The following is a 22,165-nucleotide window of genomic DNA, read 5'->3' as shown; positions in this document are numbered from 1 at the left end:
TGGTGGCCTTACCATATATATCCCGCCCCGCGAGCTTGCTGTTGAATAGCAGCCTATCAGTGCCTGTCGCCACGATAGTTTGAACCTCCATCATTGCTTTCGTCACGCTCTATGAGAGGGTATGACAATGCATGCGACTAGCTTCTTTCCTTGTCCTACTCTCTTTCCGCCTAAGCTATGATACACTTCTGCTCCTATTCAGTTGGCCGCTGGCTGACTACTCTCTTTTTTTCTCTGGCCACGTTAGCTGCTTTTGCTCAAGATTGGCAGGGAAGTTCCTTATCTGAAAGTTCACCAGGCAAGGGTAACAGCTCCGAATACCAGCTTACCCCTACAGTTAGTGGTTCTGGCGCAGGTGCTGCTAGCCCCATTGCTGCGGAGAAAGCCTCTTTGACCAGAGAATTGCAACCTCAGGAAACACTGAAACCGAATGGAGCTGGTGATGAAAACTGGCAGAGTGGCTTTGGCGAACCTGGCATTGATGCTACTGTAAACGCCTTAGTAGCAGCTCCCGACGGCAATGTATACGCCGGTGGTGCCTTTAATTCGGCGGGTGGGGTATCTGCCAACCGGATAGCTCGTTGGGACGGGTTGGCCTGGTCTGCTTTAGGTCAAGGTATCAATGGTGTTGTGTATGCGTTGGCCGTAGCACCCAATGGCGACTTGTACGTGGGTGGTAATTTTCCGGAAGGTGTAGCAGGTGTGCCGGGCACTCAGAACCTAGCCCGTTGGAATGGCACCGCTTGGTCGGCGGTGGGAGGTGGCGTCGATGCCAGCGTGCTGGCCTTGACTGTGGCTCCCAACGGCGACCTGTACGCGGGTGGCTCCTTTGCTACGGCCGGAGGAGTAGCCGCGGCCCGAATTGCGCGCTGGAACGGCATCACCTGGTCGGCGCTCGGCAGCGGCACCAATGCCGATGTAACTGCCCTAACATCAGCAGCCACCGGCGACGTGTATGCCGGTGGCATCTTCCGTGTGATTGATGGACAACCTGTAGCAACGGGCGTTGCCCGCTGGAACGGCACGACTTGGACACCTTTGGAAAGCACTGGAACTTATTTTGGCTCTGTGACTTCGTTGGTGGTAGGCCCCGATGGGAAGCTTTACGCTGGCGGCTTTATAATACTAGGCTCCAGTCATAGTGTGGTCCGTTGGGATGGTACTTCTTGGTCAGAGTTAGGTGGGGGGCTGGCTTTGGGAGGGGCTACTAGCCTGGCGTTTGGGCCCAACGGCGTGTTGTATGCGGCAGGCGATTTTGGCAGGGCTCTCTCAGGCACAGCGCGCGGCTTTGCCCAATGGAACGGCACTTTCTGGTCGAATCTAGGCGGTGGGCTTACGTTCAACAACTTTGGCACTCCTAAGGCTATTACAGTTGGGCCGAGTGGCACCGTATACGCGGGGGGCAGTTTCACCTCCTTCGAAAGCGGGCTAGTTACAAATCGAGTAGCACAGCTGAATGACGGCATTTGGGCGCCCATGGGCAAAGGCTTGAATGCCTATGTTCAGGCCTTAGCAGTTGCAGCCAACGGCGATGTATATGCGGGCGGTTTGTTTTATCTGAATTCGGTTAGTGTCCCTAACACATTCCACATTGGCCTCCTAACTTCCACCGGATGGCAAAAGCTAGGGGATCCATCACCTACCGCTGGTTTCAATAGCTTTGTGTATGCCTTAGGCTTTGCGCCAGATGGGACTCTGTACGCGGGTGGCATTTTTTCTTCTGTCAACAACCGGAGCACGGGCGGGGGAATTGCGCGCCAGACCAATAGCGGTTGGCAAGGCTTAGGGAGCACACTTGGCGGCGACGTATACGCCATAGCCTTCGCCCCGAACGGAGACTTATATGTAGGGGGGGCTTTCACTATTGGAGGCGGCAAAACCCTCAATAACGTAGCGCGTTGGGATGGCACGACTTGGCAGCCCCTTGGCAATGGCATCGTTGGCAGAAGAGTGCTTGCTTTGGCTTTCACACCCAACGGCGACTTGTATGCTGGTGGTGATTTCGATACGGGTAGCGGCGCAGTAGCCAATGGCGTGGCCCGCTGGGATGGCACAGCCTGGTCGCGGTTGGGCAATATCGGCACCAACAATATTGTGTGGGCACTAGCGGCGGCTCCCAACGGCGACTTGTACGTGGGAGGAGAGTTCAACACAGTGGATGGCCCGAATGGCTTAACTGCCAATAAAATAGCCCGTTGGGACGGCTCGGCTTGGTCTGCCTTAGGCAATGGATTGGGGGGCGGCGGCCCAGTGTCTGCACTTGCGGTAGCCCCTGATGGACAATTATACGTCGGCGGCAGCTTTACCGGGGTGCTAAACGGTCCGCCCAGAACAGCCAATATAGCCCGCTGGGATGGCACCAACTGGTACTCGCTAGGAACTGGCCTCAACGGCAGAGTGCTAGCCCTGGCATCAGGCCGCTACCACGACCTATTCGCAGGGGGTGATTTTACTGGCGTCGGGGATGGAAGTAAAAGAAGTGCCCGAATCGGCCGCTACTTCACCAACGGGGCGCCTACCAATCTTACCGTTAGTAGCACCCAAGTTATTCCGGCTGGCAACTATAACAACATTACCATCACGGGTCCCGACACGGGCGGGCCAGGAAAAGCTACACTTGGCGGCAACGTCACGGTGAATGGCAATATGCTGGTTCAAGCCGGGGGTACGCTCGACGATGGCTGCTCGACTATCAATGGCCCCGGCACTTTCAGACTGGCAGCTGGCGCTACGCTGCGCGTTTGCTCTCCGCAAGGCATAGAGGCCAATGCGTTGTCGGGGGCCATCCAGGTAGCGGGCACTCGGTTCTTTAGCTCCGATGCTTCCTATGAATTTGGGGGTACTACACCCCAGGTAGTAGGCTCCGGCCTGCCTTTTACCATGCGCAATCTGGTTGTCAGCAATGCAACTGGCGTAAGCCTTGTGCAGCCAATTAGCATTCGGCAAGCACTTACGCTGGCCGGCAGCGGCAACCTTAACCTCAACAACTGGGGCCTAACCCTCTTGTCGGATATCACCGGCACAGCCCTCGTGGTGAACCAGGGCACAGGCTTGGTGGTTGGAACCGCCACGGTGCAGCGCTATATCACCCCAGCTATAAATCCGGGCCTCGGCTACCGGCACTACTCGGCTCCAGTACGCAATACCACCGTAAGCGACCTAGCCACCTTTAGGTTTGTGCCTGAAGTTAACGCGGCTTACAACACGTCAGTTGATCCAGGTACGGTTTCCCCTTTCCCGACAGTGTTTGGCTACGATGAAACCCGCATTGTAACGTCGCCAGCTGTTGGCTATACCCCGTTCGACCGAGGCTGGGTTTCGCCCGAGAGTTTGACCGACTCACTGGAACAAGGCCGCGGCTACAGCGTGAATATCCCGGCAACGGAAACCGTGAGTTTTGTGGGTACGCTTGGCAACGGCTCCGTTACGAAAAGCAACCTCACGCGCAGCGGCACCGAAGGGGGCTGGCATTTACTCGGCAACCCCTACCCTGCCCCACTGGATTGGAGCACCGTAGAGGCGCCCAACCGCCCGGGCTTGGACGGAGCCGTGTATGTTTTAGAAAGCACCGGTCAATACGCGGGTCAATACCGGGCCTATACCAATGGCATCGGCAATCCGCTTGTAGCTAGCAGCCAAGGCTTTTTTGTGCACACCAGCACTGCGGACGTACCTGGCTCGCTCACGCTCACCAATGCCAACCGCATAACCAGCTTTGCCACCCAGGCTATCTTGCAGCGCCCCGCCGTAGATGGGCGCCCACAGCTAGAGCTACAGCTGCAAGGCGAAACAGCAGCGCAGGATGCCACCACTGTTTACTTGCAAGATGGCGCCACAGCCGGCTTCGACTCCACCTATGATGCGGCCAAGCTGCGCAACCCGTCGGGGCTTTCACTATACTCGCTTACCACCGCGGGCACACCTGCATCAGAATTGGCCATCAATGGCTTGCCGACGCTAACGTCGACCACAGTGGTACCGCTGGGTGTAGCGCTTCCGCAGCCAGGCGCTTATTCGCTCACAGCCAGCCGGCTTGCTAATTTCGGCGGTAATCGAGTGTATCTTCTGGACGCTGTTACTGGTCAGCAACTCTTACTGACGCCGCAGATGCGCTATCCTTTTACAGCCACCAGCACCAACCTTGCAGGGCGTTTCAGTTTACGTCTGGAGCCAACACAACCTATGGCTACTCTCACAACTCTTGCAGTAATGCAGGTAGGCTTGTATCCGAATCCAGCGCGGAACACGGTTACGCTTACGCTGCCCGCTTCACACGCTGCTAGAGTCGTTGAGATAGTAATCTACAACACGCTAGGGCAACAAGTCCGCCAAACCAGGTTGATGCTCTCTGCCGTTAGCGCCCAGGGCCTCGTTGATATAACAGGTCTACGTGCTGGAGTCTATTCTGTGCGGGTGCAGACGGGTACGGGCGTAGCCACTAAGTGTCTGGTTGTTGAATGATGCGTGCTTGAGCCGTTGCTTTTGAGGTAGTTGCTACTGTTTTGAATTTGATAACAATTTGTTTTTCAATTAACACTGTATAAAATTCCTCCCTTCTATCCGCTTGCTAGGGTCAAGAAAGCTGCTCAGTACGTGAAAGGTCATCAATGGCTATCATCGAGGCAACAGTAGCTCAATAGGCTAAACAATACCGGTTTTATCCAGAGTCTATCGGCGAATTGCACGTCCGGAGTTCAACTGACGGCTAACCAAAACTCCTATTCTACTGGTCGCTGAGCTTGTAAGCTCAACATAACGACAACCAAACTGCTCCGTAGAGCCTGATAACCTTGTCTGTCAAACGCCGACATGGGAACTCGACCTTTCACCTCTAAATACTGAGCTATGATCTTGCGTTATGACCGGCTGGCCGTTGAGCTGCCAAAACCCAAAAACCCTTCGCCCAACGACGCGGCAGCCATCCAGGAACTGCTCGGGGGCAAATACGGAGAGATGTCGACGCTGATGAACTACACGTTCCAGTCGTTCAACTTCCGGGGGCGTAATCGGTTGCGGCCGTTCTATGACCTAACGTGCAGCATTGCGGCCGAAGAATACAGCCACATCGAGGCCGTATCCTACGCCATCAACCTGCTGCTGACGGGCCAGACGGTACGGGGCAAGAACCCGGTACCAGCCCCGCTGGCCGACGCCAAAGATGCTCGCAACAGCTACCACTTCCTGAGCAGCGCCCAAGCTGCCCTACCCGTCGATTCGATGGGCAACCCGTGGACAGGTCAAAATGTGCACGCTAGTGGTAACCTCAAACTAGATTTATTACACAACTTCTTCTTGGAGTGTGGTGCCCGGGCCAACAAAATGCGGGTATACGAAATGGTAGCCGATCCTTGTGCTCGTACCATGGTAGGCTATCTGCTGGTGCGTGGTGGCTTGCACGTAGTGGCCTATGCCAAGGCGCTAGAGCACCTGACGGGCGTGGAGGTAACCAAACTCGTGCCCGTGCCAGACCTAAGCAACGATAAATTCCCGGAAGCCAAAAAGCTACAGGATCAGCAAAAGCTGCACCTCAAGCTTTACACCTTCAGCCCTGACGACTACAAGCAGGCCGGTATCATTTGGAACGGTACGCACCCAGAAGATGGTCAGCCGCTGGAAGTAATTCAAGGCGGTTTCGAGGGGGTTCCTTATCCAGTACTCGAGGAAGAGCCCCAACTCAACTCGCCCGGTGCCGACGACTACGACCCCGAGATGTTCAAGGATCTGGCCAAAAAGCTTGGTATAAAGCTTTAAGCTTGCTGCTATATTAGTTGCACGGGCATACTGGCAGGCCAAGCTGCCCATAGATTGCAACTGATTGTTATGTTTGAGGTGGCTGCCGGAAGGTGGCCACCTCATTTGCGTTTCGGCCCGCGTACGTTCTACCTGTTTGCTCTGCCTATGTCTGCTCCTACCCCACACCTTGCCATTTCGCTTTCCTTGCTGCTACTTGCTTCGGCTTGCAACCGCCAGCAGCCCGTCGAGGAAACAACTGCGCCCCGGCCCTCGGCAGAGCGGCAAGCACCAGGCCCAGCCCTTACAGCCATTGCTGATAGCAATGCCGCGGCCTTACTTCTGCCTTATGGCAAGCAATATCCGGCCTCAGAGGTGATAGTGCACACGCGACTCGGCGACATCCGGGTAAAGCTCTACGACGACACGCCCATTCACAAAGCCAATTTTTTATTGCTGTCTCGCAAGGGTGTGTTCGATGAAACCGTATTCAACCGGGTTGTGAAAGGCTTTGCGGTCCAAGGGGGCGCCTCCGACCACCGTAGTATCCGCCTGGCTCGTTACCGCCTGCCTCCCGAAATTCGGCCACAGCACTTCCACAAACGGGGTGCCCTCGGCATGGCCCGCTACGACGATGATCAAAACCCCGGCCAGCTCTCCTCTAACACCGATTTTTACTTTGTGCAGGGTCAGAAAATGACGCCTGACCAAAGCCAGGCGATGGCCGGCCGGCAACTTACGCCCGCACAACAAAAAGCCTATGCCACCGTCGGCGGCGTTCCGTCCTTGGATGGCAGATATACTGTGTTTGGGGAAGTAATAGAAGGCCTCGACGTAGTTGATAAAATAGCCAACGAACCCGTAGACCCTTACAAGTGGCCTAAAAAAGACGTTGATATCAAGATAGAGATAGTAAAGTAGTACGAGCTATTGCATCTGTTTCCTGATGTACTAGCTCAAGCTGGAATCAGGGGCGCCGAACTTGTATAAGCCGGCTTTTCGTTACGTCGCCGGGCTGTTCTTTCAGCAATTCTGCCAGTTCAGCGCGGGAATAGCCAATGCTGTTGGCAGAGGGCTCGAAAGCCAGTTGACGTAGGTTGGCATCGGCCGAAGGAGAATCTTTACGGGCCGGGTGCATGTAGGCACTATCGGGGGTGACGCGGTAGAGATGGTAGAAAAAATAGCGCGTATCGGTAGTGCCTTGTGGCTGAAACTGTACCACGTACACGTCCCCAACTTTAGGATTGGCTACTTGCTCTTGCACTGAATCCGAACAAGCGCAAGCCAGCAGCAGCGGCAGATAAGCAAGCCGGCGAAGTATCTTTTGCATAGCGCAAGATAAACGAGTTGCTGATTATAGGTCACCAGTTATTTACAAGAGCATCCTGGAGTCGACACCGAAAAGTCCAGCGTGTTATCATGACGTTGCCACAGTATATCCGTCATGCTGAGCGCAGTCGAAGCATCTCGCTCGACTCGTTGCAATGGCAAGGGGTTACCACACTAGCGAGATGCTTCGACTGCGCCTGCGGCTCCGCTCAGCATGACGGTCTGGTTGGCAATAGAATAGCAACACCAACACCCGAGATGCTTTGGCTTCGCTTAGCATGACGTTTTATTGAGAACCTGGAGCTATAAAAAAAACGGCTCACAAATGCGAGCCGCCTTTCCAACAATCAAATCGTTGTAAGCAGAGCTTACCAAATCTTAGCGCGCTCAGTCTGAGCACGTACCATCTTCGCATCTTCTTTGCAGCCAAAGGCTTCGTAGAACTGCGGCATATTCATGAGGGGGCCGTTGGTGCGGAACTGTGCCGGCGAGTGCGGGTCAGTTTGTACTTGCTGACGTACGTACTCTGGCCGGGCGTTTGTACGCCACACCTGTGCCCACGATAAGAAGAACCGTTGCTCGGGAGTCAGGCCATCGTACTTGGGGCGCGGACCATTGCCGTACTGCTTGGTGAGCTGCTTTTGCAGCGCCGAGTAGGCAATGTTGAGGCCGCCAAGGTCGGCAAGGTTTTCTCCCATTGTCAGTTTGCCATTTACGTACACCGAGTCGAGAGGTTGGAATGCCGAGTACTGCTTGCCCACCATGTCGGCGCGCTGCGTGAACTTATCGGCGTCTTCCTTGGTCCACCAATCTTTCAGGTTGCCTTCCGCGTCGTACTGGCGGCCTTGGTCGTCGAAGCCGTGGGTGATTTCGTGACCAATAACGGCACCCATGCCACCGTAATTAACCGCGTCGTCGGCCTTGGGGTCGAAGAACGGAGGCTGCATGATACCGGCCGGGAACACGATTTCGTTCATTGGCGGGTTGTAGTAGGCATTCACCGTGGGCGGCGTCATGCCCCACTCTGCACGGTCAATTGGCTTGCCAAGCTTACTGGCATTGTCCATAGAAGCCCACTTACGAGCGGCCAGCACATTCTTCAGGTACGATTCGCGCGAGATGGTCAGCGCCGAATAGTCTTTCCACTTGTCGGGGTAACCGATTTTCACGGTGAAAGCATTCAGCTTTTTCAGGGCCTCCTGCTTGGTGGGTTCGCTCATCCAGTCTAGTTGCCGAATATGGTCGGCCATGGCTTCGCGGATGTTGCTAACCATCTCCAGCGCCTTGGCTTTGGTTTCGGGGGTAAACGCTTTATCAACGTAGAGTTGTCCGAATGCCTCCCCCAGAGCACCATCGGTGGCACGGTTCATCCGCTTCCAGCGGGGCTGCTGCTGCTTGGCGCCGCTCAGCACCTGCGAAAAGCGGAAGGCTTCGTCGCCATAGGCCTTGGGCAGCGCCGACGTCAGCGACGATACCATGTGCCAGCGCATGTAGGTTTTCAGGTCGGCTAAAGGCTCTTGCTTGAGCATGGTGCTTTCTTCCTTGAAGAAAGCAGGCTGTCCTACAATAACTTCTTTGGCGGCACCCAGCTTCATAGCGGGCAGTGCGGCAGGCAAGTTCAAGTTCGGGAACTGCTTGTTGAAGGCAGCCACCGTCATCTTGTTGTAGTTGGCATAAGGGTCGCGCAGATCTACGCGGCTCTTGCTGGCTTTGGCCAACCGAGTTTCCAGGCGCATCACCGTAGCTGCATTTTTGGCAGCAGTAGCGGGGTTGTCGCCTAGCATCTTGAACGTGTTGGTCAAATACGTTCTGTAGGCGGTTTGGATATTTTTGGAGCGGGCGTCGGTCTTGAGATAGTAGTCCCGGTCGGGCAGGGAGAGGCCGCCTTGATAGAGTTGCACGGCATACTGGGTGCTGTTCTTCTCGTCTTGGCCTACGCCCATGCTGAAGAAAGCTCCAGTACCCGACAACTGCTGACGCACAATTTCCGCTTGTACTCCTTTCAGGTCTTTGATGCCCTGAATGCGAGCTAGCTCGGGCTGCAAATACTTTAACCCCGCCTTCTCAATAGCTACCGTGTCCATGGCAGAGGCGTAGAAGTCGCCTACTTTCTGCGCATTGCTGCCTTTAGGCGCCGAAGTATTAGCAGCGGCTTCCTGCAAGATCTGCCGCATTACGGCATTGTTCTTATCGGAAAGCTCGTTGAAAGAGCCCCAACGTACTTCAGCGGCTGGAATGGGGTTGTTTTTGTACCAGTTGCCCGAAGCATACTGATTGAAATCTTGGCAAGCCGAAACGGAGGGGTCGATGTTGGCGAGGTTCAAACCAACGCCCTTTACATCGGCTGGCTCAGTAGGAGCTACATCTGCTCCTTTAGGTACAGATAAATCAGGCTTGATGGTGGTAGCGGCCGGACGGGCTTTGGGGCCGCTAGTAGAGCAAGCTGCCAGCGTAAGACCCGTGAGAGCCACGGCTGCTAGCGTCATGCTGTTGCGTTTTTTCATGGGAATCAATGGTGTGTTCTTCAGGTCTGAGATTGAGGTGTGGCGCTATAACGAAGACACTGCTATTTGCTTGTCTAAGATATAGACAAGATTTTTTAGTATCCAAACCTGTTGGTCACACGCTAAGGACAAGTAAACTCTATCAAAGGTTGCTTGCTGCTAAGCCTTACCCCTGATTTCTGCCCAATTTATACCAAGCATAATACAATAACAACTCCCCTAACTGTCCCATTTAAGGAAGAAGGCCAATTAACAAGCTAAAGTGCTAGTAGCTAAAGAACTAGATTTTGTATAAAAATGCTAGTATTTGCGAAAAGGTAGATATACCCGAAAAAAGTAGAAGATATAAATAAAGTCAAACCACCTTTGTTCTGTCTCCTAGCCCAAACATCGTAGCTATTATCTCCTTTAAAGCTCATTATTGGGAGCGCCAACTGAACTACTCGCTAATACAATCGTTACTTTGTGTTTTCGCCCAGTTGTGTGGGTCTTCCATAGTTGCTTACTGGCTTTTTCATGCCTACTGCCTTAGTTACCGGCTGCGCCGGCTTCATCGGCTCCCACCTAAGCGAACGGCTGCTGGCCGATGGCTACCGCGTGATTGGGCTCGATAATTTTGATCCGTTTTATGACCGGTCCCTCAAACTAGTCAATCTGTCGGTATCACTTAAGAACCCCAACTTCGTATTCCGTGAGCTAGACCTGCGAGACGGCCCCAGCGCCCTGGCAACAGCTCTGGCTATGGAGCAGGTGGACGTGGTTGTACACTTAGCGGCCAAAGCTGGCGTGGGCCCTTCCGTGCGCGAACCGGCTGCCTATCTTGAAGCCAACGTGCTAAGCACTGTGCACCTGCTAGAGTGGATGCGGCAGGCAGAAGTTAAAAACTTGTTTTTCGCATCGTCTTCGTCGGTGTATGGCAACACGGTGGAATTACCGTTTCGGGAGGATATGGCGTTGCTAGCCGCGTGCATTTCGCCTTACGCAGCCTCCAAGCTGAGCGCCGAGCAGTTTACGTTCACCTACCATCACCTTTACGGCTTCAATGTGCTCAACGCGCGGTTCTTTACCGTGTATGGTCCCCGCCAACGCCCCGACTTAGCCATCCATAAGTTTGCGCGGCTGCTACGGGCGGGTCAACCTATCCCAATGTACGGCGACGGCAGCACGGCCCGCGACTACACCTTTGTGGCTGATACCGTAGATGGTATAGCGCGGGGCGTAGCCTATTTACTGACGCATTCTGGCACGTACGAAACCATCAACTTGGGCAACAGCAGCCCTGTCAAGTTGCGCGACCTGATAACGGCTGTAGGCACTGCCGTAGGCGTTACGCCCGTACTCGACATGCACCCCATGCAGGCTGGCGATGTCGAGGTTACCTACGCTGACATCAGCAAAGCTCGCCAGCTTATTGGCTACAACCCCCAAACAACCTTAGCCGACGGATTACAGCAATTTGTGCGCTGGCTCCAGGAAGCGGAGGATGCCCCTGCTTCCCTTGTGTTGGCTTCCGTACCGACCTCATAGTGTTAGTTGGGTTGTCTTAGGGTTTGCAGCCTTGCTTGCTAATTACTGCTGAACCTACCCGCCCGCAACTGCTGTTCACGAGCGGCTTTCTGAATCACATTTTCAAGCGCAACTGCTTTGCCCTCGCTCTCCAGGGAATCTAGTTACTCTATGCGTTCTTCACTTACCGAGTCTGCCTGGTTGCGGCCGTTTAGCGTCTTGCTCGTATGCTTTTTCAGTTGCTTCGTGCACCTAGGTGCCCCTGAGGTAAACCTGATGGAAGCCCGCAACTTTGTTGCGGCCCGCGAAATGGTGCAGGGAGGGTCTTGGCTGATTCCTACCATGAACGGTGCTTTGCGCGTGGCGAAGCCCCCACTCCCAACCTGGGCAGTGGCCATTACCGAGAAACTGACTGGCCTCACCCAGGACCCCGGTATCCTACGCCTGCCCGCTGCTATCATGACCACCCTGCTAGTATTTTTCTTTTGGGGCTTGGTGCGCGAATTGATACGGGAGCAGCCAGGCGAAGCGGAAGCACCGGGCCGCACAGCGTGGCTGGCTACACTAGTGCTGGCTAGCAGTTTGCTGGTTATTACGGTAGGACGCGAGGGCCACTGGGATATTTTCGCTAACAGCTTTCTGGTAGGCTCGCTCTGGGCATTGGCTCGCGGCTGGTTTGCCAAGAAGTTAGGCTGGGGGTGGTTCGCGCTGAGCGGTTTGCTTCTCGGTTGCTCTATGCTCAGCAAAGGACCGGTGGCGCTCTACGCGGTTTTACTGCCTTTCCTGGCGAGCTTCGGGGTGCTGCTGTTCTACCCCGAGCGGGGGCCTATTCGTCCGCGGCGTTGGGGGTTGCTGCTGGCGCTGGTTTTAGGCTTAGCCGTCGGTACGGCGTGGCCTATTTATTTGGCGGTACAGCACACCGTAGCACCAGCGGCATTGGCTGTAGCCCGCGTTGAGGTTACATCTTGGGGTGAGCGGCACGTGCAGCCGTTCTGGGAGTACTGGAACTTCCCGGTGTTCACGGGTATCTGGACACCAGTAGCCCTACTGGTGCTGGCCGTGCCTTTCGCCCGTCCGCGCGCTGGACGCTACATTCCTTACCGGGCCGCACTGGCTTGGCTGCTGATTGCCTTCTTGCTCTTGAGCTTGGTTCCGGAAAAGAAAGAGCGGTATCTATTGCCACTCATGCCCCCCCTTGCCTTCTTGATCGGGGGCATGCTTCGCCACCTCGAAACCGTACTGCGCAACAACCTGCGTCCGCGCCCCGAAGCTACACTGGTCCGCGTTTGGGCCGGGCTGTTGGCCGTTGCCTGCTGCCTGTTTCCGGTTGTGTTGATTTTTATGAAGCTACCCGCCTACGGACCTGGGTCAGTACCGTTTGCAATTACCCTAACGGTATTTGTGCTGCTAGCGGCGGCTATTGTACGGTGGGGTTTCCGGCAGTATCAGGTTCCCGTACTCATGGCTAGCTCCATCACGGCTATGGCGCTGCTGCTGGCCCTGCTGGCCCCCGCCTATCCCCTCTGGACCAACCGCCGCGCTGAACCTGGCCTGCGACATATTGCGGCCCTGCGTCGCAACCCAGCACTGGCTAACCTACCTTGGTATACTCTTGAAGAACTACACATCAAGCGGGTGTGGGATGCGGGTCGTGCGGCTCCTAGCTGGCCCCGCACTCCCGACTCGGTGCTGGTGCGCCCCCTAAGCCCAATTGCAGTTCTTACCGGCTCCAACATTGCCAAAAAACTCCCCCGCGCCTGGCGCGACCAAGTGCGTCTGCAAGTGGTGGACAGCTTCTACCTCGACCGTCAACGGAAAGATGGCCGCTGGCATGTGACTCTAGTTACACCAGTTTCAGCAGCAGAGTAGCCGAATATCAAGTGGTAGCACTACGAGTTGAAGTAGCTGAATAACCTACTCAATTACTTTGCTGCTCCGCTACTCTCCTACCCGCCGAAGCTACTTCCCGGCGCATCAGCACAATGTTGCGGGCATAGACCACCGTCCCGAAGATATTACCCACAATAAGCACCGTATCAACGGGACGACGCAGAATGGCATAGGTCAAGATCAAGACCGAGCCCAAGAAACTAACCACCCAAAAGCCGAGCGGTAGTACCGATTCGCCTTTGCGCTCCGAGTACAGCCATTGGTACACGAAGCGCATCAGAAAGATGGTCTGGCCGATTGCGCCTAGTGCCAGCACGCCGCTCGGGATGCCGTGGCTGAGCATGGCCCGCAAGCTGAAATGTTGGTTGCCAACCACAAACCAAATCAGCATGGCGAGCGGAAACACATAGGCTCCCGCCCGAAACAGCGCGCTTAGCTTGCGCCACTCGCCCAGCAGCTGCAAGTTGCGGATATAGATACCGTAGCTGATGAGTTGCGCGCCCAATATCACGGGGTCGTGGCGCAGCATACCGTAGATTATCATCAGAAACGACGAAACCAAGCTGATTTGCCAGAACAGCGTGGGCACGAGTACCCGCTTGGCCCGCTCGCTTTGCACCCACTGCAACACAATGCGACTGCTGAAAAGCAACTGCGAGGTCAACCCAATACCCAAAGCAACCTGCTCGACTTTAAGCATGGTCTGCGGCGCGGTGCTGCTCCCCGATTTCGTAGTTTTTCCAGCGGCTCCTGATCCAGCGAAAGCCGAAAGTATCCACGAGTGGTTTCCAGGCCCGGTTCCAGAGGTTGTACTTGGCCGTGCCTGCAAACCGGGGGAAGTGCTGTACCGGCAGCTGTTTCACGCGGCCACCCTGCAATTGCACCAAAGCCCCCAAAAAGCGGTGCATGCCATGGAATAGCGGAATCCGGCGGGCGTATTCAATCTTGATGATCTTAAGCGGGCACCCCGTATCCTCAATGCCATCGTTGATAAGCGTCCGCCGTACCGTGTTGGCCACTTTCGAGGATAGCTTCTTAACAACCGTATCCTGCCGCTTGGCCCGAATGCCGTTCACCATATCGTAGTCGGGCAGGAACTCGAAAAACTTCAAGAAATCGAGCGGTGAAGTCTGGATGTCGGAGTCGATGTAGCCAACCAGCGTAGTCCGGCATTGGTCGAAACCCGCCTTGATGGCCGTACTCAAGCCTTGGTTATGGCTCAGACTAATGAACTCGTAGCGAGGATTTTGCCGGCAGATGTCGCGAAGCAGCGCCAACGATCCGTCCTTGGACCCATCATTAACAAACAGTACGGTGGTAGGAACGGGGGTCTGCTCCAGAAACTTGTTCATCTCCACCACAAACTGCGGTAAGCTTTCTTCTTCATCGTACACAGGCACCAAGACCGTGAGCGTTTGCTGGGAGAGATAGGAACTGAGCGAAGCAGGCATAGCAGAATTTAGAAAACGGAGTGCAAGGTAGGCAGGTTTTAAACCTTCTCCCATGCAGTTGGCTCTCTTGGCTTTAATTCAATATTAATCTCGTTTCCTCCGGCCTGGTTTTCTTTCCTCTCGACATTCGTAGTCTGTGTTGTCCCATTGTTCGTTATTCTACTTGCTTATTTCGAATTGTTGATGGGGTAGTTACGTTGCTTCTTCATTCAGAAAAACCTGCATCTATCCGGTGTCCTGCGCCTGCGTTCTAGCGTCAGCAGCGCATAAGCCGTACCTTTACGCCTATATGCCACCGCTCTATAACCGTCGACCCGAACCGGGCCTTTCAACTTCTTTGCCCCCAGTAGCCTTGCCGCTGGCCGAGTTGCTGCTGCGTGTGAAGCAAAGCTTGAGCGAGCGGTTTGCCGATTCGTATTGGGTGGTAGCCGAAATTGCCGACCTCACGCTCCCCCGCTTCGACGGCGCGCATTGCTACCTCACCCTCACCGACCAGCACCAAACGGGCCGCGGGGCACAGCTTAAAGCCCAAGCCCGCGCTACTATCTGGAGCCAACGCTACCAGCAACTTGCGCCCGTATTCGAGGAGCACACCGGCCAGGAACTGCGCCCAGGCCTGAAAATCATGCTGCGCGTGCAAGTGAAATTTCACGAGCAATATGGCCTTAGCCTCGACGTGCTAGCCATCGACCCCACCTATACAGTAGGTGAGTTGGCCCGGCAGCGTCTGGAGACCTTGCGCAAGCTTGCTGAAAAAGGATTGCTGGAGCGGCAGCGTGCACTACCGCTGGCGCTGGCTCCGCAACGTTTGGCTATTATCTCCTCGCCCACAGCGGCTGGCTTTCAAGACTTCGTGCAGCAGTTAGAAGAGTCATCCTACGCTTTTTCACTGGCGCTATTTCCGGCCACCATGCAAGGCGAAGATTCTCCGGGCAGCATTCGGGCAGCGCTAGAGAGCATCCGTAAGCGACGCCAGCACTTCGATGCGGTGGTCATTATCAGAGGGGGTGGCTCGAAAACCGACTTGTTGGCCTTCGATGACTATGGGCTGGCCGCGGCCATCGGCGCCTTTCCGCTGCCCATCCTCACCGGTATTGGCCACGAACGTGATGAGGCGGTAGTAGACCTGACAGCGCACCTTGCCCTGAAAACGCCTACTGCCGTGGCAGCCTTCCTCGCCGACCGGCTAGCACGCCTCGATGCTGTCTATGATGGTTATGCCGGCCGCATTCGGGAGTTGGCAGCGCAACAAATTCAAGATGCAGCCACTCACCTCGACCGGGTTGGCCGGCGCACGCATCTTGCCGCCCAAGAACAGTTCGAAGGTCACCGAAGTACTTTACGGCAACGAGTGCGGGCTACGGCACCACTAGCCCGGGCACGTTTGCGGCAGCAAGAACTGCAACTTGGCCAACAACGGCATGCTCTACAACGCGCCGCCCATCACGCCGCCGTAGGCCAGCAGCGCCGCCTCGTGCATCTGGGTATTACGCTGGCTCGCCGCTTCCGTCGCCTACACCGCCGTCGCCGTGAGCAGTTGCTGCACAAGCGCTACCAGCTTCAATTAGCTGCTGAACGCATGTTGCACCGTGCTGAAATACTGCTACTAGAAAAAGCCAACCAACAGAAAGACGCCTTAGCTAGCAAGCAAAATAACGGCATTCCTATCTGACCGCACGGCGAAAGTTCTAGTGGCTGCTGGTTACTTAAGAGTAGAAATACTTACCGGACACTCGACCAGTAGAAACAATCTCCTCGTCTTATTCTTCCTAAACTCACTTCCTTCTCATGGATAACACCACTTATCGTGACGCTATAGCCGAGCTTGAAACTATTTTGCGGGCGCTAGAAACCGACACCGTCGATGTAGATGAGCTAACGGCTCGTGTGCAGCGCTCGGCCCAACTCATTCGCCTTTGCAAGCAGAAATTACGCACTGCCGAGGATGCCATCGACCGGGTGTTTGAGAACCTAGACCAGGACGAAGAAGAATTGCCTACGCCACCCGAAGAAGCACAGCCCCTCTTTGCTCCACCTACCCCAAAGCGTTCCTCCCGCTCACCGCGCGACACCAGCGGCGGCTTACTTTTCTAAAGCAAACCAAACAAGCAAGTAGATGCGCAAGATGGCGGCCCATAATAAGGTTTTATATATATTTGAATGTGCTGATTTAAAACTCAATGGCGCTGCACCATCTTTCCAGCTGCATTCTATTTGCCCATATGGATTCTTCGTTTAACAACCCTTCCGATAAACTCGACTCCCACAATGTTGTGGGGGAGCGCATCAGCTTTGATAAAGCAGCAGCCTGGACTGCTACTTATCAGAACGACCATGCAGGAGGCTTACAGTCGGTGTTTTATAGCGCCGACGTCTTTTTGCAATTGCTGCGGCAAGACGGGGCCACGGGAATTCGTATTTATAATGCTATCAATCCCGATGGCAAGGAGTGTTTTGTGCTCGTAGGAGCTACCGAAGAAGGCGACTTAACCGAGGAGCATAACTTGGTTTTCGACAAAGGGCAAGGTTGCCCGGATACCTGCATAGTCAGTTCGTTAGCCCGTAATTAGCTAGCCTTTACGTGATGCCAACGCCCGATCTAGCCTGGGTACTTAAGGTTAGACCCATTCTGACCTACACCAGTGAGCTTTCCCTATTGCTTCCAATAGGGGTGGGCTACCGGTACTGGTCTGTGTTGCAGAAGCACCATAAAGTTATTTTATGGTGTTGTGTGATGTGGGCCGTACTAACAGCTATTGGCGAAATTCTTTTTGCAGCGAAGCAGCACAATCTCTTTGTATGGAACACCGTCACCATACTAGAGACTCTCTTCTTAGGCTATGCTTTCTACTCGGTATTACGGTCTTCAAAGGCCCGCTACTTTCTGCGTATAGCGGCTGGCGTGTTTATCGTGCTTGCCGTTACTGATTTCTTCTACTTGAGTGGTTTAGAAGCTACAACCGTGTACACAGTTGCGGCCGAAAGTGCGCTGCTTATTAGTACTGTCTTATTGTATTTCGAACAGCTTTTGCAGGAGCTTCGCACAAGCTCTATGGAGCGGAACCCTATGTTCGTGATAGGTATAGGAGTAATAATTTATTTCGCCGGGACAGTAATGGTTTTTCTATTGCAAGACTCTGTGTCTGGTGTGCAGGAGATGCTTATGATGATGGTAAATTCAGTTCTTAGTCTTATCCTGAATTCTATTATCGCATGGGCTTTCCTACTGGTTGGAAAGATGCAACCGCCAACAATCCCTTCCATGCCCTCGGCTTCTTACTCTAACCGGCAAATTATACACCGGTAAGAAGCTGTTCTTTTTCCCTCTGGTACTTGGCAGCCTGTGCCTAGGTCTATTCGCCAGCGATAACCCATACTATAAAGGCAAGCAGGAGCTAAGCAGCTTACAATCAGCTACTCCTTACTTAGATAATAAGTGGACATTTCTGGTAAGTTAGAAGATCGTGACGTATTTTTCAGTCACCATATGATGGTGTGCATACGCTAATTGCTTTGCTTCAAACTCTATTTTCTTAAAGCAGTTTGTCGTTTCATTACTTATTTCTGTGATAAACCTGTTGTAGTTCAGTTTATTTGCGCTGGTTTCAACTACTTCTCTATTGCCTTCTGTATCCCTTTATCGTTTAGATGAATAATTGGCTGATTCCTGTTATGCTGGCTACACCAGTGCTACTGCTGCTCGCGCTGGGCATCGTGGCATTTGTGCTTCGCTACCAGCGGCGGCTACTCCGCCAACAGGAACAACTGCGGCAAGTGCGCGAAACGGCTCAACAACAGGCACTGGAAGCGGCGTTACTAGCCCAAGAGGATGAACGCCGCCGTATTGCGGCCGACTTGCATGATGGAGTAGGTACTACCTTGGCTATCGTGAAGCTGCACCTAAGCTCACTCGGTCACCCCTCACTTACTCAGGAAGCCAGCGGACTGCTTGATCAGGCTATCACAGAAGTTCGACGCATTTCACGCAATCTGTTGCCCGCAGCCTTACAAAAATTCGGGCTGCCTTTTGCGCTCGATGCCTTAGCTCGCACTGTGCCCACCGACGGCCCTACTCGCCTCAACCTGGAACAGCGTGGCCAGCCCCGCCGCCTCGACCCACATTACGAACTTATTGTGTACCGCGTGGTGCAAGAGTTACTAGGTAACGGTTTGCAGCATGCGCACGCCGACAAGATTGATATTGTAGTAGACTTTGGCACCGATACGCTTTCTTTGCATTATACCGATAACGGCATCGGCTTTGATACATCAAAAGTTGATGCCCAACCCTTAAGTGGCGCCCGCACTGGCCACGGTCTTACCAATCTGCGTAGCCGTGTGGCCGTCTTGCAAGGAACCCTCCGATATCAGTCGGAATTGGGGGTCGGCAGCCAGGTTTGGATTTCCTTACCCGTACCGTATATTACTGCTTCTCAAATACCTGCTCTCATTAGCTCCCTATTATGACACCTGCAACAATTCGTTTGGCCGTGGTTGATGACCACATTTTATTTCGCAAGGGCCTGCGTGCTCTTATCAGCGGATTTCCCGGCATGGAAGTACTTTTCGAAGCTGGCGACGGCGAAGAATTACTCCACCGTCTAGACCAAGGCAATCTGCCAGAAGTGATACTAATGGATTTGCAAATGCCTAATCTTGACGGTTTACAAACTGTCCGGCTGTTGCGTGCGCAATACCCCCGTATTCGCGTCATCATTATCTCTATGCATGACGAACCCGAGCTAATCGAGAGCTTGAAAGTGGAAGGTGCTCATGGCTACTTACTCAAGAACGCCAGCCCAGAGGAAGTGCGCGGCGCTATTCTGGCGGCTAATACCAGTGAGCCTCGTCAAGTTTTGAGTTCCTATTAAGTTGATGTTATTGGTTATTAAAACTATTGCCTAAAGTTGCTTTAAGCTCATTCACTCGGTTCTGTTGGCAACATCTTTCTTGATACGGCTTAGGCAAGCCTTGCAGGCAGGCTAAGAGACCTGGTTGATATCAGGACTCTTAGCTTGGTTATTTTACTATGTATTTATACTCCTTAGTTTGTATTAAAACTCGCCTTGTTCTGCCTCACTAATGATGCGGTGCTTCGACTTACGCACATAGGTGTAGTAGCGGCGCAAGAAGGAAATTCCGTTCGTACAGCTAGACTGTACCAAAGTAGAGTTGCTCCATAGCTGGATTGTCTCTGGTTGTGGTAGCAGGACACTGGCCAGCCTGCCCACCTATGCATTGGGGTTGGGTGGGCGGATATGCGCACAGCATCTGTGTGCTAAAGGGCCGCAAGCACTCCAGAGAACAGAGCGTTAAGACATTTTACAATGTTACTAGCACTACTCCAACTCCACGCTTGGGTCCCAAAACAGCTTCTTGAATTCCACTACTTGGTCGTCGGCTACGCGCACACCTTCGGCTTCAAGAGCTTCTTGCATAGCGGTTGGCGTAGCGAAGTGCATACGTCCTGTGAGCAGGCCATTGCGGTTGACTACCCGTTGGGCGGGAATATCTTCTAAGCCTCGGGCGGGCGCAGCAGCTATTAACGCATAGCCAACCATGCGTGCACCATGCCGAGCACCTAGGTAATGCGCAATTGCCCCGTAGGTGGAAACCCGACCTGATGGTATCAAACGTACCACTTCATGCACTTCCTGGAAAAAATTACGGCTTGCTTCGGTGGGGTTGCGGGGTAAGCTCATGGGCTAGAAACATGGAAAAGCGGGTACGGAAAGTAGAAAACCTAACGGAGTGGGTTGGACTGAGTTGTAACGCCCCTGCTGTTGAGTACGTATCGGATGTACTTGATTTCCACCTTAACACCTACACAACCATGGGCCTCTTCTCAGATAAACTCACTACCCTCGACGACTTATTTCACGAGCAATTAAAAGACCTGTACAGCGCTGAAAACCAACTGCTGGAAGTGCTACCTGAAATGGCAGCAAAAGCCAAAGACTCGGGATTGAAAACAGCGTTTCAAACGCATTTGCAGGAAACCAAAAACCAAGTGGCCCGCCTAGAGCAGATTGGCAAAATGCTCGACATCAGCCTAACCGGCCATAAGTGCAAAGCTATGGAAGGCATCCTGAAGGAAGGCTCCGACATGATTCATGAGGATGCTACCGACGAGGTGAAAGATGCTGGCCTTATAGCTTCAGCCCAGCGCGTAGAGCACTATGAAATTGCGGGCTACGGTACGGCAGCACATTACGCACAGCGCGTCGGACAGCCGGAGGCGGCGGCCTTGCTGCACCAAACGCTCAACGAAGAGCAGGCCACCGATACCAAGCTCAATAATTTGGCGAAAAGCTATATTAACGAGAAAGCGCTTTAAACCCGAAGCAATAATTCTTGTCATACCCGGAAACCCGGTCGGCTACGTGGCTGACCGGGTTTTTCAATGGATTGAACCAAGCTGCAACCTGCGGCCGATTTTCGTGTCTTACCGCCGTGTTTATCTAGTACTATTCACTCCGAGTCAACTTAAAACCAGCCATTCGCGTTGTGAAGCGTTAGCTGTATACCTACAGTAAAACGCTTCAGGTCAGAACCTTCTTAGAGTATGCAAACCAAGGAACAAGAAGAAATAGAGGTAATGCAAGAGCCAGCCGGAAAAAGCCACCGGGTGTTGTGGATAGTTCTGGCGCTGGCTTTACTAGCAGGGTTGGTTTTTGTGAAAATAAAATATTTCCCTTCCACCACTGGCAAAGGAGCCGGCGGAGGCAAAGGAGGCCCCGGCGCAGCCGGTCCCGGGGGCGGTGGCCGGGGTGGCGCTCAACGCTTGGCGGTTCAGGTGTACGTGGTGAAACCTACCAACCTCTCCGACGAGGTTGCTGCCACCGGTTCGGTGTTGGCCGATGAATCAGTGGTTATAAAGAGCGAGCTATCCGGCAAGATTACCAGCCTGCACATCAGAGAAGGTCAGCCTGTACGGAAAGGCCAATTGCTGTTCAGCATCAACGCCGACGAAGCCCAAGCTGCTATCCGCAAGCAGGAATACAACATCAAGCTGTTTCGGGACCAGGAACGGCGTCAGCGCACCCTGCTCGATAAGGAGTACATCAGTGCGCAAGAATACGAGCAAGCCAACAACCAGCTGCTTACTGCTCAGTCCGACTTACAAGCGCTTCGCGCTACCCTCGACAAGGCATACGTCAAGGCGCCATTCGATGGCGTACTCGGTTTGACTACCGCTACGGTGGGCACCTACGTGAGCCCCGGTGCTGAAATAACGACTCTCTCCCGCATACGGCCCGTCAAAATTGACTTCGCGGTGCCAGGTCGTTTTGCCAACAACGTACGAGTAGGCGACTTAGTAAGTGTAACCGACGAAAGCACCAACAAGCAATACGAAGCCAAAGTCTACGCTCTCGACCCGCAGATTGACCCCGTAAGCCGCACTCAACCGGTGCGCGCCCGCTATGCCAACGCTAAAAACGAGCTGCGTCCTGGTGCGTTCGTGCGAGTTAACCTAAAGCTCGGCGAATCGACGGATGCCTTGCAGGTACCAACCGAATCCGTAATTCCGGAAGCTAGCGGCTACAGCGTGTATACCGTGCAGGGCGGTAAAATGGTGCCGAAGAAAGTGAAGATTGGTATCCGTTCCGATAAGGTTATTCAAATCACCGACGGCTTGGCTGTGGGTGATAGTGTCATCCGTACGGGCATTCTCCAAGTGAAGCCAGGTGACGCGGTGCGTGCTACCAAGTAATAATTTGCGTGGCGTTTTATGCTACTGTAAAACAATGGTTT

At 53.9% G+C, this 22,165-nt stretch carries 18 protein-coding genes; 13 read left to right on the top strand and 5 right to left on the bottom strand.

Translation table 11 applies throughout. The features are described 5' to 3' along the window. Window positions 1-390: 390 nt before the first annotated feature. The 3 genes from P1X16_RS03075 (at window position 391) to P1X16_RS03065 (ending at window position 6,651) form a co-directional block, all read left to right on the top strand. Complete coding sequence (locus P1X16_RS03075; protein WP_277226251.1) at window positions 391-4,461, top strand: T9SS type A sorting domain-containing protein; 4,071 nt, start codon at window positions 391-393, stop codon at window positions 4,459-4,461. 384 nt (window positions 4,462-4,845) lie between these two features. After that, window positions 4,846-5,751: a manganese catalase family protein gene (locus P1X16_RS03070; protein WP_277226249.1), complete on the top strand. Its 906-nt coding sequence runs from the start codon at window positions 4,846-4,848 to the stop codon at window positions 5,749-5,751. 147 nt (window positions 5,752-5,898) lie between these two features. Then, entirely contained in the window at window positions 5,899-6,651 is a 753-nt protein-coding gene (locus tag P1X16_RS03065) for a peptidylprolyl isomerase (protein ID WP_277226247.1), read from the top strand. A gap of 46 nt (window positions 6,652-6,697) precedes the next feature. Here the strand turns inward: P1X16_RS03065 and P1X16_RS03060 are convergent, their stop codons facing one another. Both P1X16_RS03060 and P1X16_RS03055 read right to left on the bottom strand, forming a co-directional pair. Beyond that, a complete protein-coding gene (locus tag P1X16_RS03060) occupies window positions 6,698-7,060 on the bottom strand; it encodes a hypothetical protein (protein WP_277226245.1) in 363 nt (120 codons plus the stop codon). A 367-nt stretch (window positions 7,061-7,427) separates the two neighbouring features. Next, window positions 7,428-9,563 (bottom strand): M13 family metallopeptidase, encoded by a 2,136-nt coding sequence (locus tag P1X16_RS03055; RefSeq protein ID WP_277226244.1) that lies wholly within the window; start codon window positions 9,561-9,563, stop codon window positions 7,428-7,430. Window positions 9,564-10,079: 516 nt separating this feature from the next. Here P1X16_RS03055 and P1X16_RS03050 point away from each other — a divergent pair. Both P1X16_RS03050 and P1X16_RS03045 read left to right on the top strand, forming a co-directional pair. Continuing rightward, window positions 10,080-11,090: a GDP-mannose 4,6-dehydratase gene (locus P1X16_RS03050; RefSeq protein ID WP_277226241.1), complete on the top strand. Its 1,011-nt coding sequence runs from the start codon at window positions 10,080-10,082 to the stop codon at window positions 11,088-11,090. A gap of 150 nt (window positions 11,091-11,240) precedes the next feature. Further along, complete coding sequence (locus P1X16_RS03045) at window positions 11,241-12,938, top strand: glycosyltransferase family 39 protein (RefSeq protein ID WP_277226240.1); 1,698 nt, start codon at window positions 11,241-11,243, stop codon at window positions 12,936-12,938. Between the two features lie 49 nt (window positions 12,939-12,987). Here the strand turns inward: P1X16_RS03045 and P1X16_RS03040 are convergent, their stop codons facing one another. Beyond that, window positions 12,988-13,659, bottom strand: a complete 672-nt coding sequence (locus P1X16_RS03040) for a lipid-A-disaccharide synthase N-terminal domain-containing protein (protein ID WP_277226237.1) — start codon at window positions 13,657-13,659, stop codon at window positions 12,988-12,990. Next, a complete protein-coding gene (locus tag P1X16_RS03035; RefSeq protein ID WP_277226235.1) occupies window positions 13,652-14,410 on the bottom strand; it encodes a glycosyltransferase in 759 nt (252 codons plus the stop codon). Before P1X16_RS03035 ends, P1X16_RS03040 begins: the two co-directional genes overlap by 8 nt. A gap of 289 nt (window positions 14,411-14,699) precedes the next feature. Between P1X16_RS03035 and xseA the strand changes: the two genes are divergently transcribed. From xseA to P1X16_RS03005, 6 genes are all read left to right on the top strand, one after another. Beyond that, window positions 14,700-16,082, top strand: a complete 1,383-nt coding sequence (xseA, locus tag P1X16_RS03030) for an exodeoxyribonuclease VII large subunit (protein ID WP_277226234.1) — start codon at window positions 14,700-14,702, stop codon at window positions 16,080-16,082. A gap of 116 nt (window positions 16,083-16,198) precedes the next feature. Then, a complete protein-coding gene (gene xseB, locus P1X16_RS03025) occupies window positions 16,199-16,504 on the top strand; it encodes an exodeoxyribonuclease VII small subunit (RefSeq protein ID WP_277226233.1) in 306 nt (101 codons plus the stop codon). A gap of 128 nt (window positions 16,505-16,632) precedes the next feature. Next, the gene (locus P1X16_RS03020) at window positions 16,633-16,980 is read left to right on the top strand and encodes a hypothetical protein (protein WP_277226231.1); all 348 of its coding nucleotides are present in this window, start codon (window positions 16,633-16,635) and stop codon (window positions 16,978-16,980) included. A 14-nt stretch (window positions 16,981-16,994) separates the two neighbouring features. Beyond that, window positions 16,995-17,717 (top strand): hypothetical protein, encoded by a 723-nt coding sequence (locus P1X16_RS03015; protein ID WP_277226229.1) that lies wholly within the window; start codon window positions 16,995-16,997, stop codon window positions 17,715-17,717. Between the two features lie 341 nt (window positions 17,718-18,058). Then, the gene (locus P1X16_RS03010; RefSeq protein WP_277226227.1) at window positions 18,059-18,877 is read left to right on the top strand and encodes a sensor histidine kinase; all 819 of its coding nucleotides are present in this window, start codon (window positions 18,059-18,061) and stop codon (window positions 18,875-18,877) included. Then, window positions 18,874-19,281 carry a response regulator transcription factor gene (locus P1X16_RS03005; RefSeq protein WP_277226225.1) on the top strand — a complete coding sequence of 136 codons (408 nt, stop codon included), beginning with the start codon at window positions 18,874-18,876 and terminating at the stop codon, window positions 19,279-19,281. The genes P1X16_RS03010 and P1X16_RS03005 overlap by 4 nt, the downstream gene beginning before the upstream one ends. A gap of 468 nt (window positions 19,282-19,749) precedes the next feature. Here P1X16_RS03005 and P1X16_RS03000 read toward each other — a convergent pair whose 3' ends face one another. Further along, window positions 19,750-20,112, bottom strand: coding sequence for an MGMT family protein (locus tag P1X16_RS03000; protein ID WP_277226224.1), 363 nt, complete (start codon window positions 20,110-20,112; stop codon window positions 19,750-19,752). Between the two features lie 11 nt (window positions 20,113-20,123). On the opposite strand from P1X16_RS03000, the gene P1X16_RS02995 reads away from it, so the two are divergent. Together P1X16_RS02995 and P1X16_RS02990 are read left to right on the top strand one after the other, a co-directional pair. Further along, window positions 20,124-20,747 (top strand): ferritin-like domain-containing protein, encoded by a 624-nt coding sequence (locus P1X16_RS02995; RefSeq protein ID WP_277226222.1) that lies wholly within the window; start codon window positions 20,124-20,126, stop codon window positions 20,745-20,747. Window positions 20,748-20,975: 228 nt separating this feature from the next. Further along, a complete protein-coding gene (locus tag P1X16_RS02990) occupies window positions 20,976-22,124 on the top strand; it encodes an efflux RND transporter periplasmic adaptor subunit (RefSeq protein WP_277226220.1) in 1,149 nt (382 codons plus the stop codon). Window positions 22,125-22,165 lie beyond the last annotated feature (41 nt).

The organism is Hymenobacter sp. YC55 (assembly GCF_029433095.1).
Taxonomy (GTDB): domain Bacteria; phylum Bacteroidota; class Bacteroidia; order Cytophagales; family Hymenobacteraceae; genus Hymenobacter.
The sequence above is the reverse complement of the archived record's forward strand: the minus strand, read 5'-3'. Positions and strand labels throughout refer to the sequence as shown.

Excerpts from the sequence above, each read along its gene's own strand:
- P1X16_RS03040 (WP_277226237.1), bottom strand. The coding sequence starts at position 13,659 with ATGCTTAAAGTCGAGCAGGTTGCTTTGGGTATTGGGTTGACCTCGCAG.
- P1X16_RS03000 (WP_277226224.1), bottom strand. The coding sequence starts at position 20,112 with ATGAGCTTACCCCGCAACCCCACCGAAGCAAGCCGTAATTTTTTCCAG.
- P1X16_RS03005 (WP_277226225.1), top strand. The coding sequence starts at position 18,874 with ATGACACCTGCAACAATTCGTTTGGCCGTGGTTGATGACCACATTTTA.
- P1X16_RS02990 (WP_277226220.1), top strand. The coding sequence starts at position 20,976 with ATGCAAACCAAGGAACAAGAAGAAATAGAGGTAATGCAAGAGCCAGCC.
- P1X16_RS03045 (WP_277226240.1), top strand. The coding sequence starts at position 11,241 with ATGCGTTCTTCACTTACCGAGTCTGCCTGGTTGCGGCCGTTTAGCGTC.
- P1X16_RS03060 (WP_277226245.1), bottom strand. The coding sequence starts at position 7,060 with ATGCAAAAGATACTTCGCCGGCTTGCTTATCTGCCGCTGCTGCTGGCT.
- xseB (WP_277226233.1), top strand. The coding sequence starts at position 16,199 with ATGGATAACACCACTTATCGTGACGCTATAGCCGAGCTTGAAACTATT.
- P1X16_RS03070 (WP_277226249.1), top strand. The coding sequence starts at position 4,846 with ATGATCTTGCGTTATGACCGGCTGGCCGTTGAGCTGCCAAAACCCAAA.
- P1X16_RS03050 (WP_277226241.1), top strand. The coding sequence starts at position 10,080 with ATGCCTACTGCCTTAGTTACCGGCTGCGCCGGCTTCATCGGCTCCCAC.
- P1X16_RS03065 (WP_277226247.1), top strand. The coding sequence starts at position 5,899 with ATGTCTGCTCCTACCCCACACCTTGCCATTTCGCTTTCCTTGCTGCTA.
- P1X16_RS03015 (WP_277226229.1), top strand. The coding sequence starts at position 16,995 with ATGCCAACGCCCGATCTAGCCTGGGTACTTAAGGTTAGACCCATTCTG.
- P1X16_RS03010 (WP_277226227.1), top strand. The coding sequence starts at position 18,059 with ATGAATAATTGGCTGATTCCTGTTATGCTGGCTACACCAGTGCTACTG.
- P1X16_RS02995 (WP_277226222.1), top strand. The coding sequence starts at position 20,124 with ATGGAAAAGCGGGTACGGAAAGTAGAAAACCTAACGGAGTGGGTTGGA.
- xseA (WP_277226234.1), top strand. The coding sequence starts at position 14,700 with ATGCCACCGCTCTATAACCGTCGACCCGAACCGGGCCTTTCAACTTCT.
- P1X16_RS03020 (WP_277226231.1), top strand. The coding sequence starts at position 16,633 with ATGGATTCTTCGTTTAACAACCCTTCCGATAAACTCGACTCCCACAAT.
- P1X16_RS03035 (WP_277226235.1), bottom strand. The coding sequence starts at position 14,410 with ATGCCTGCTTCGCTCAGTTCCTATCTCTCCCAGCAAACGCTCACGGTC.
- P1X16_RS03055 (WP_277226244.1), bottom strand. The coding sequence starts at position 9,563 with ATGAAAAAACGCAACAGCATGACGCTAGCAGCCGTGGCTCTCACGGGT.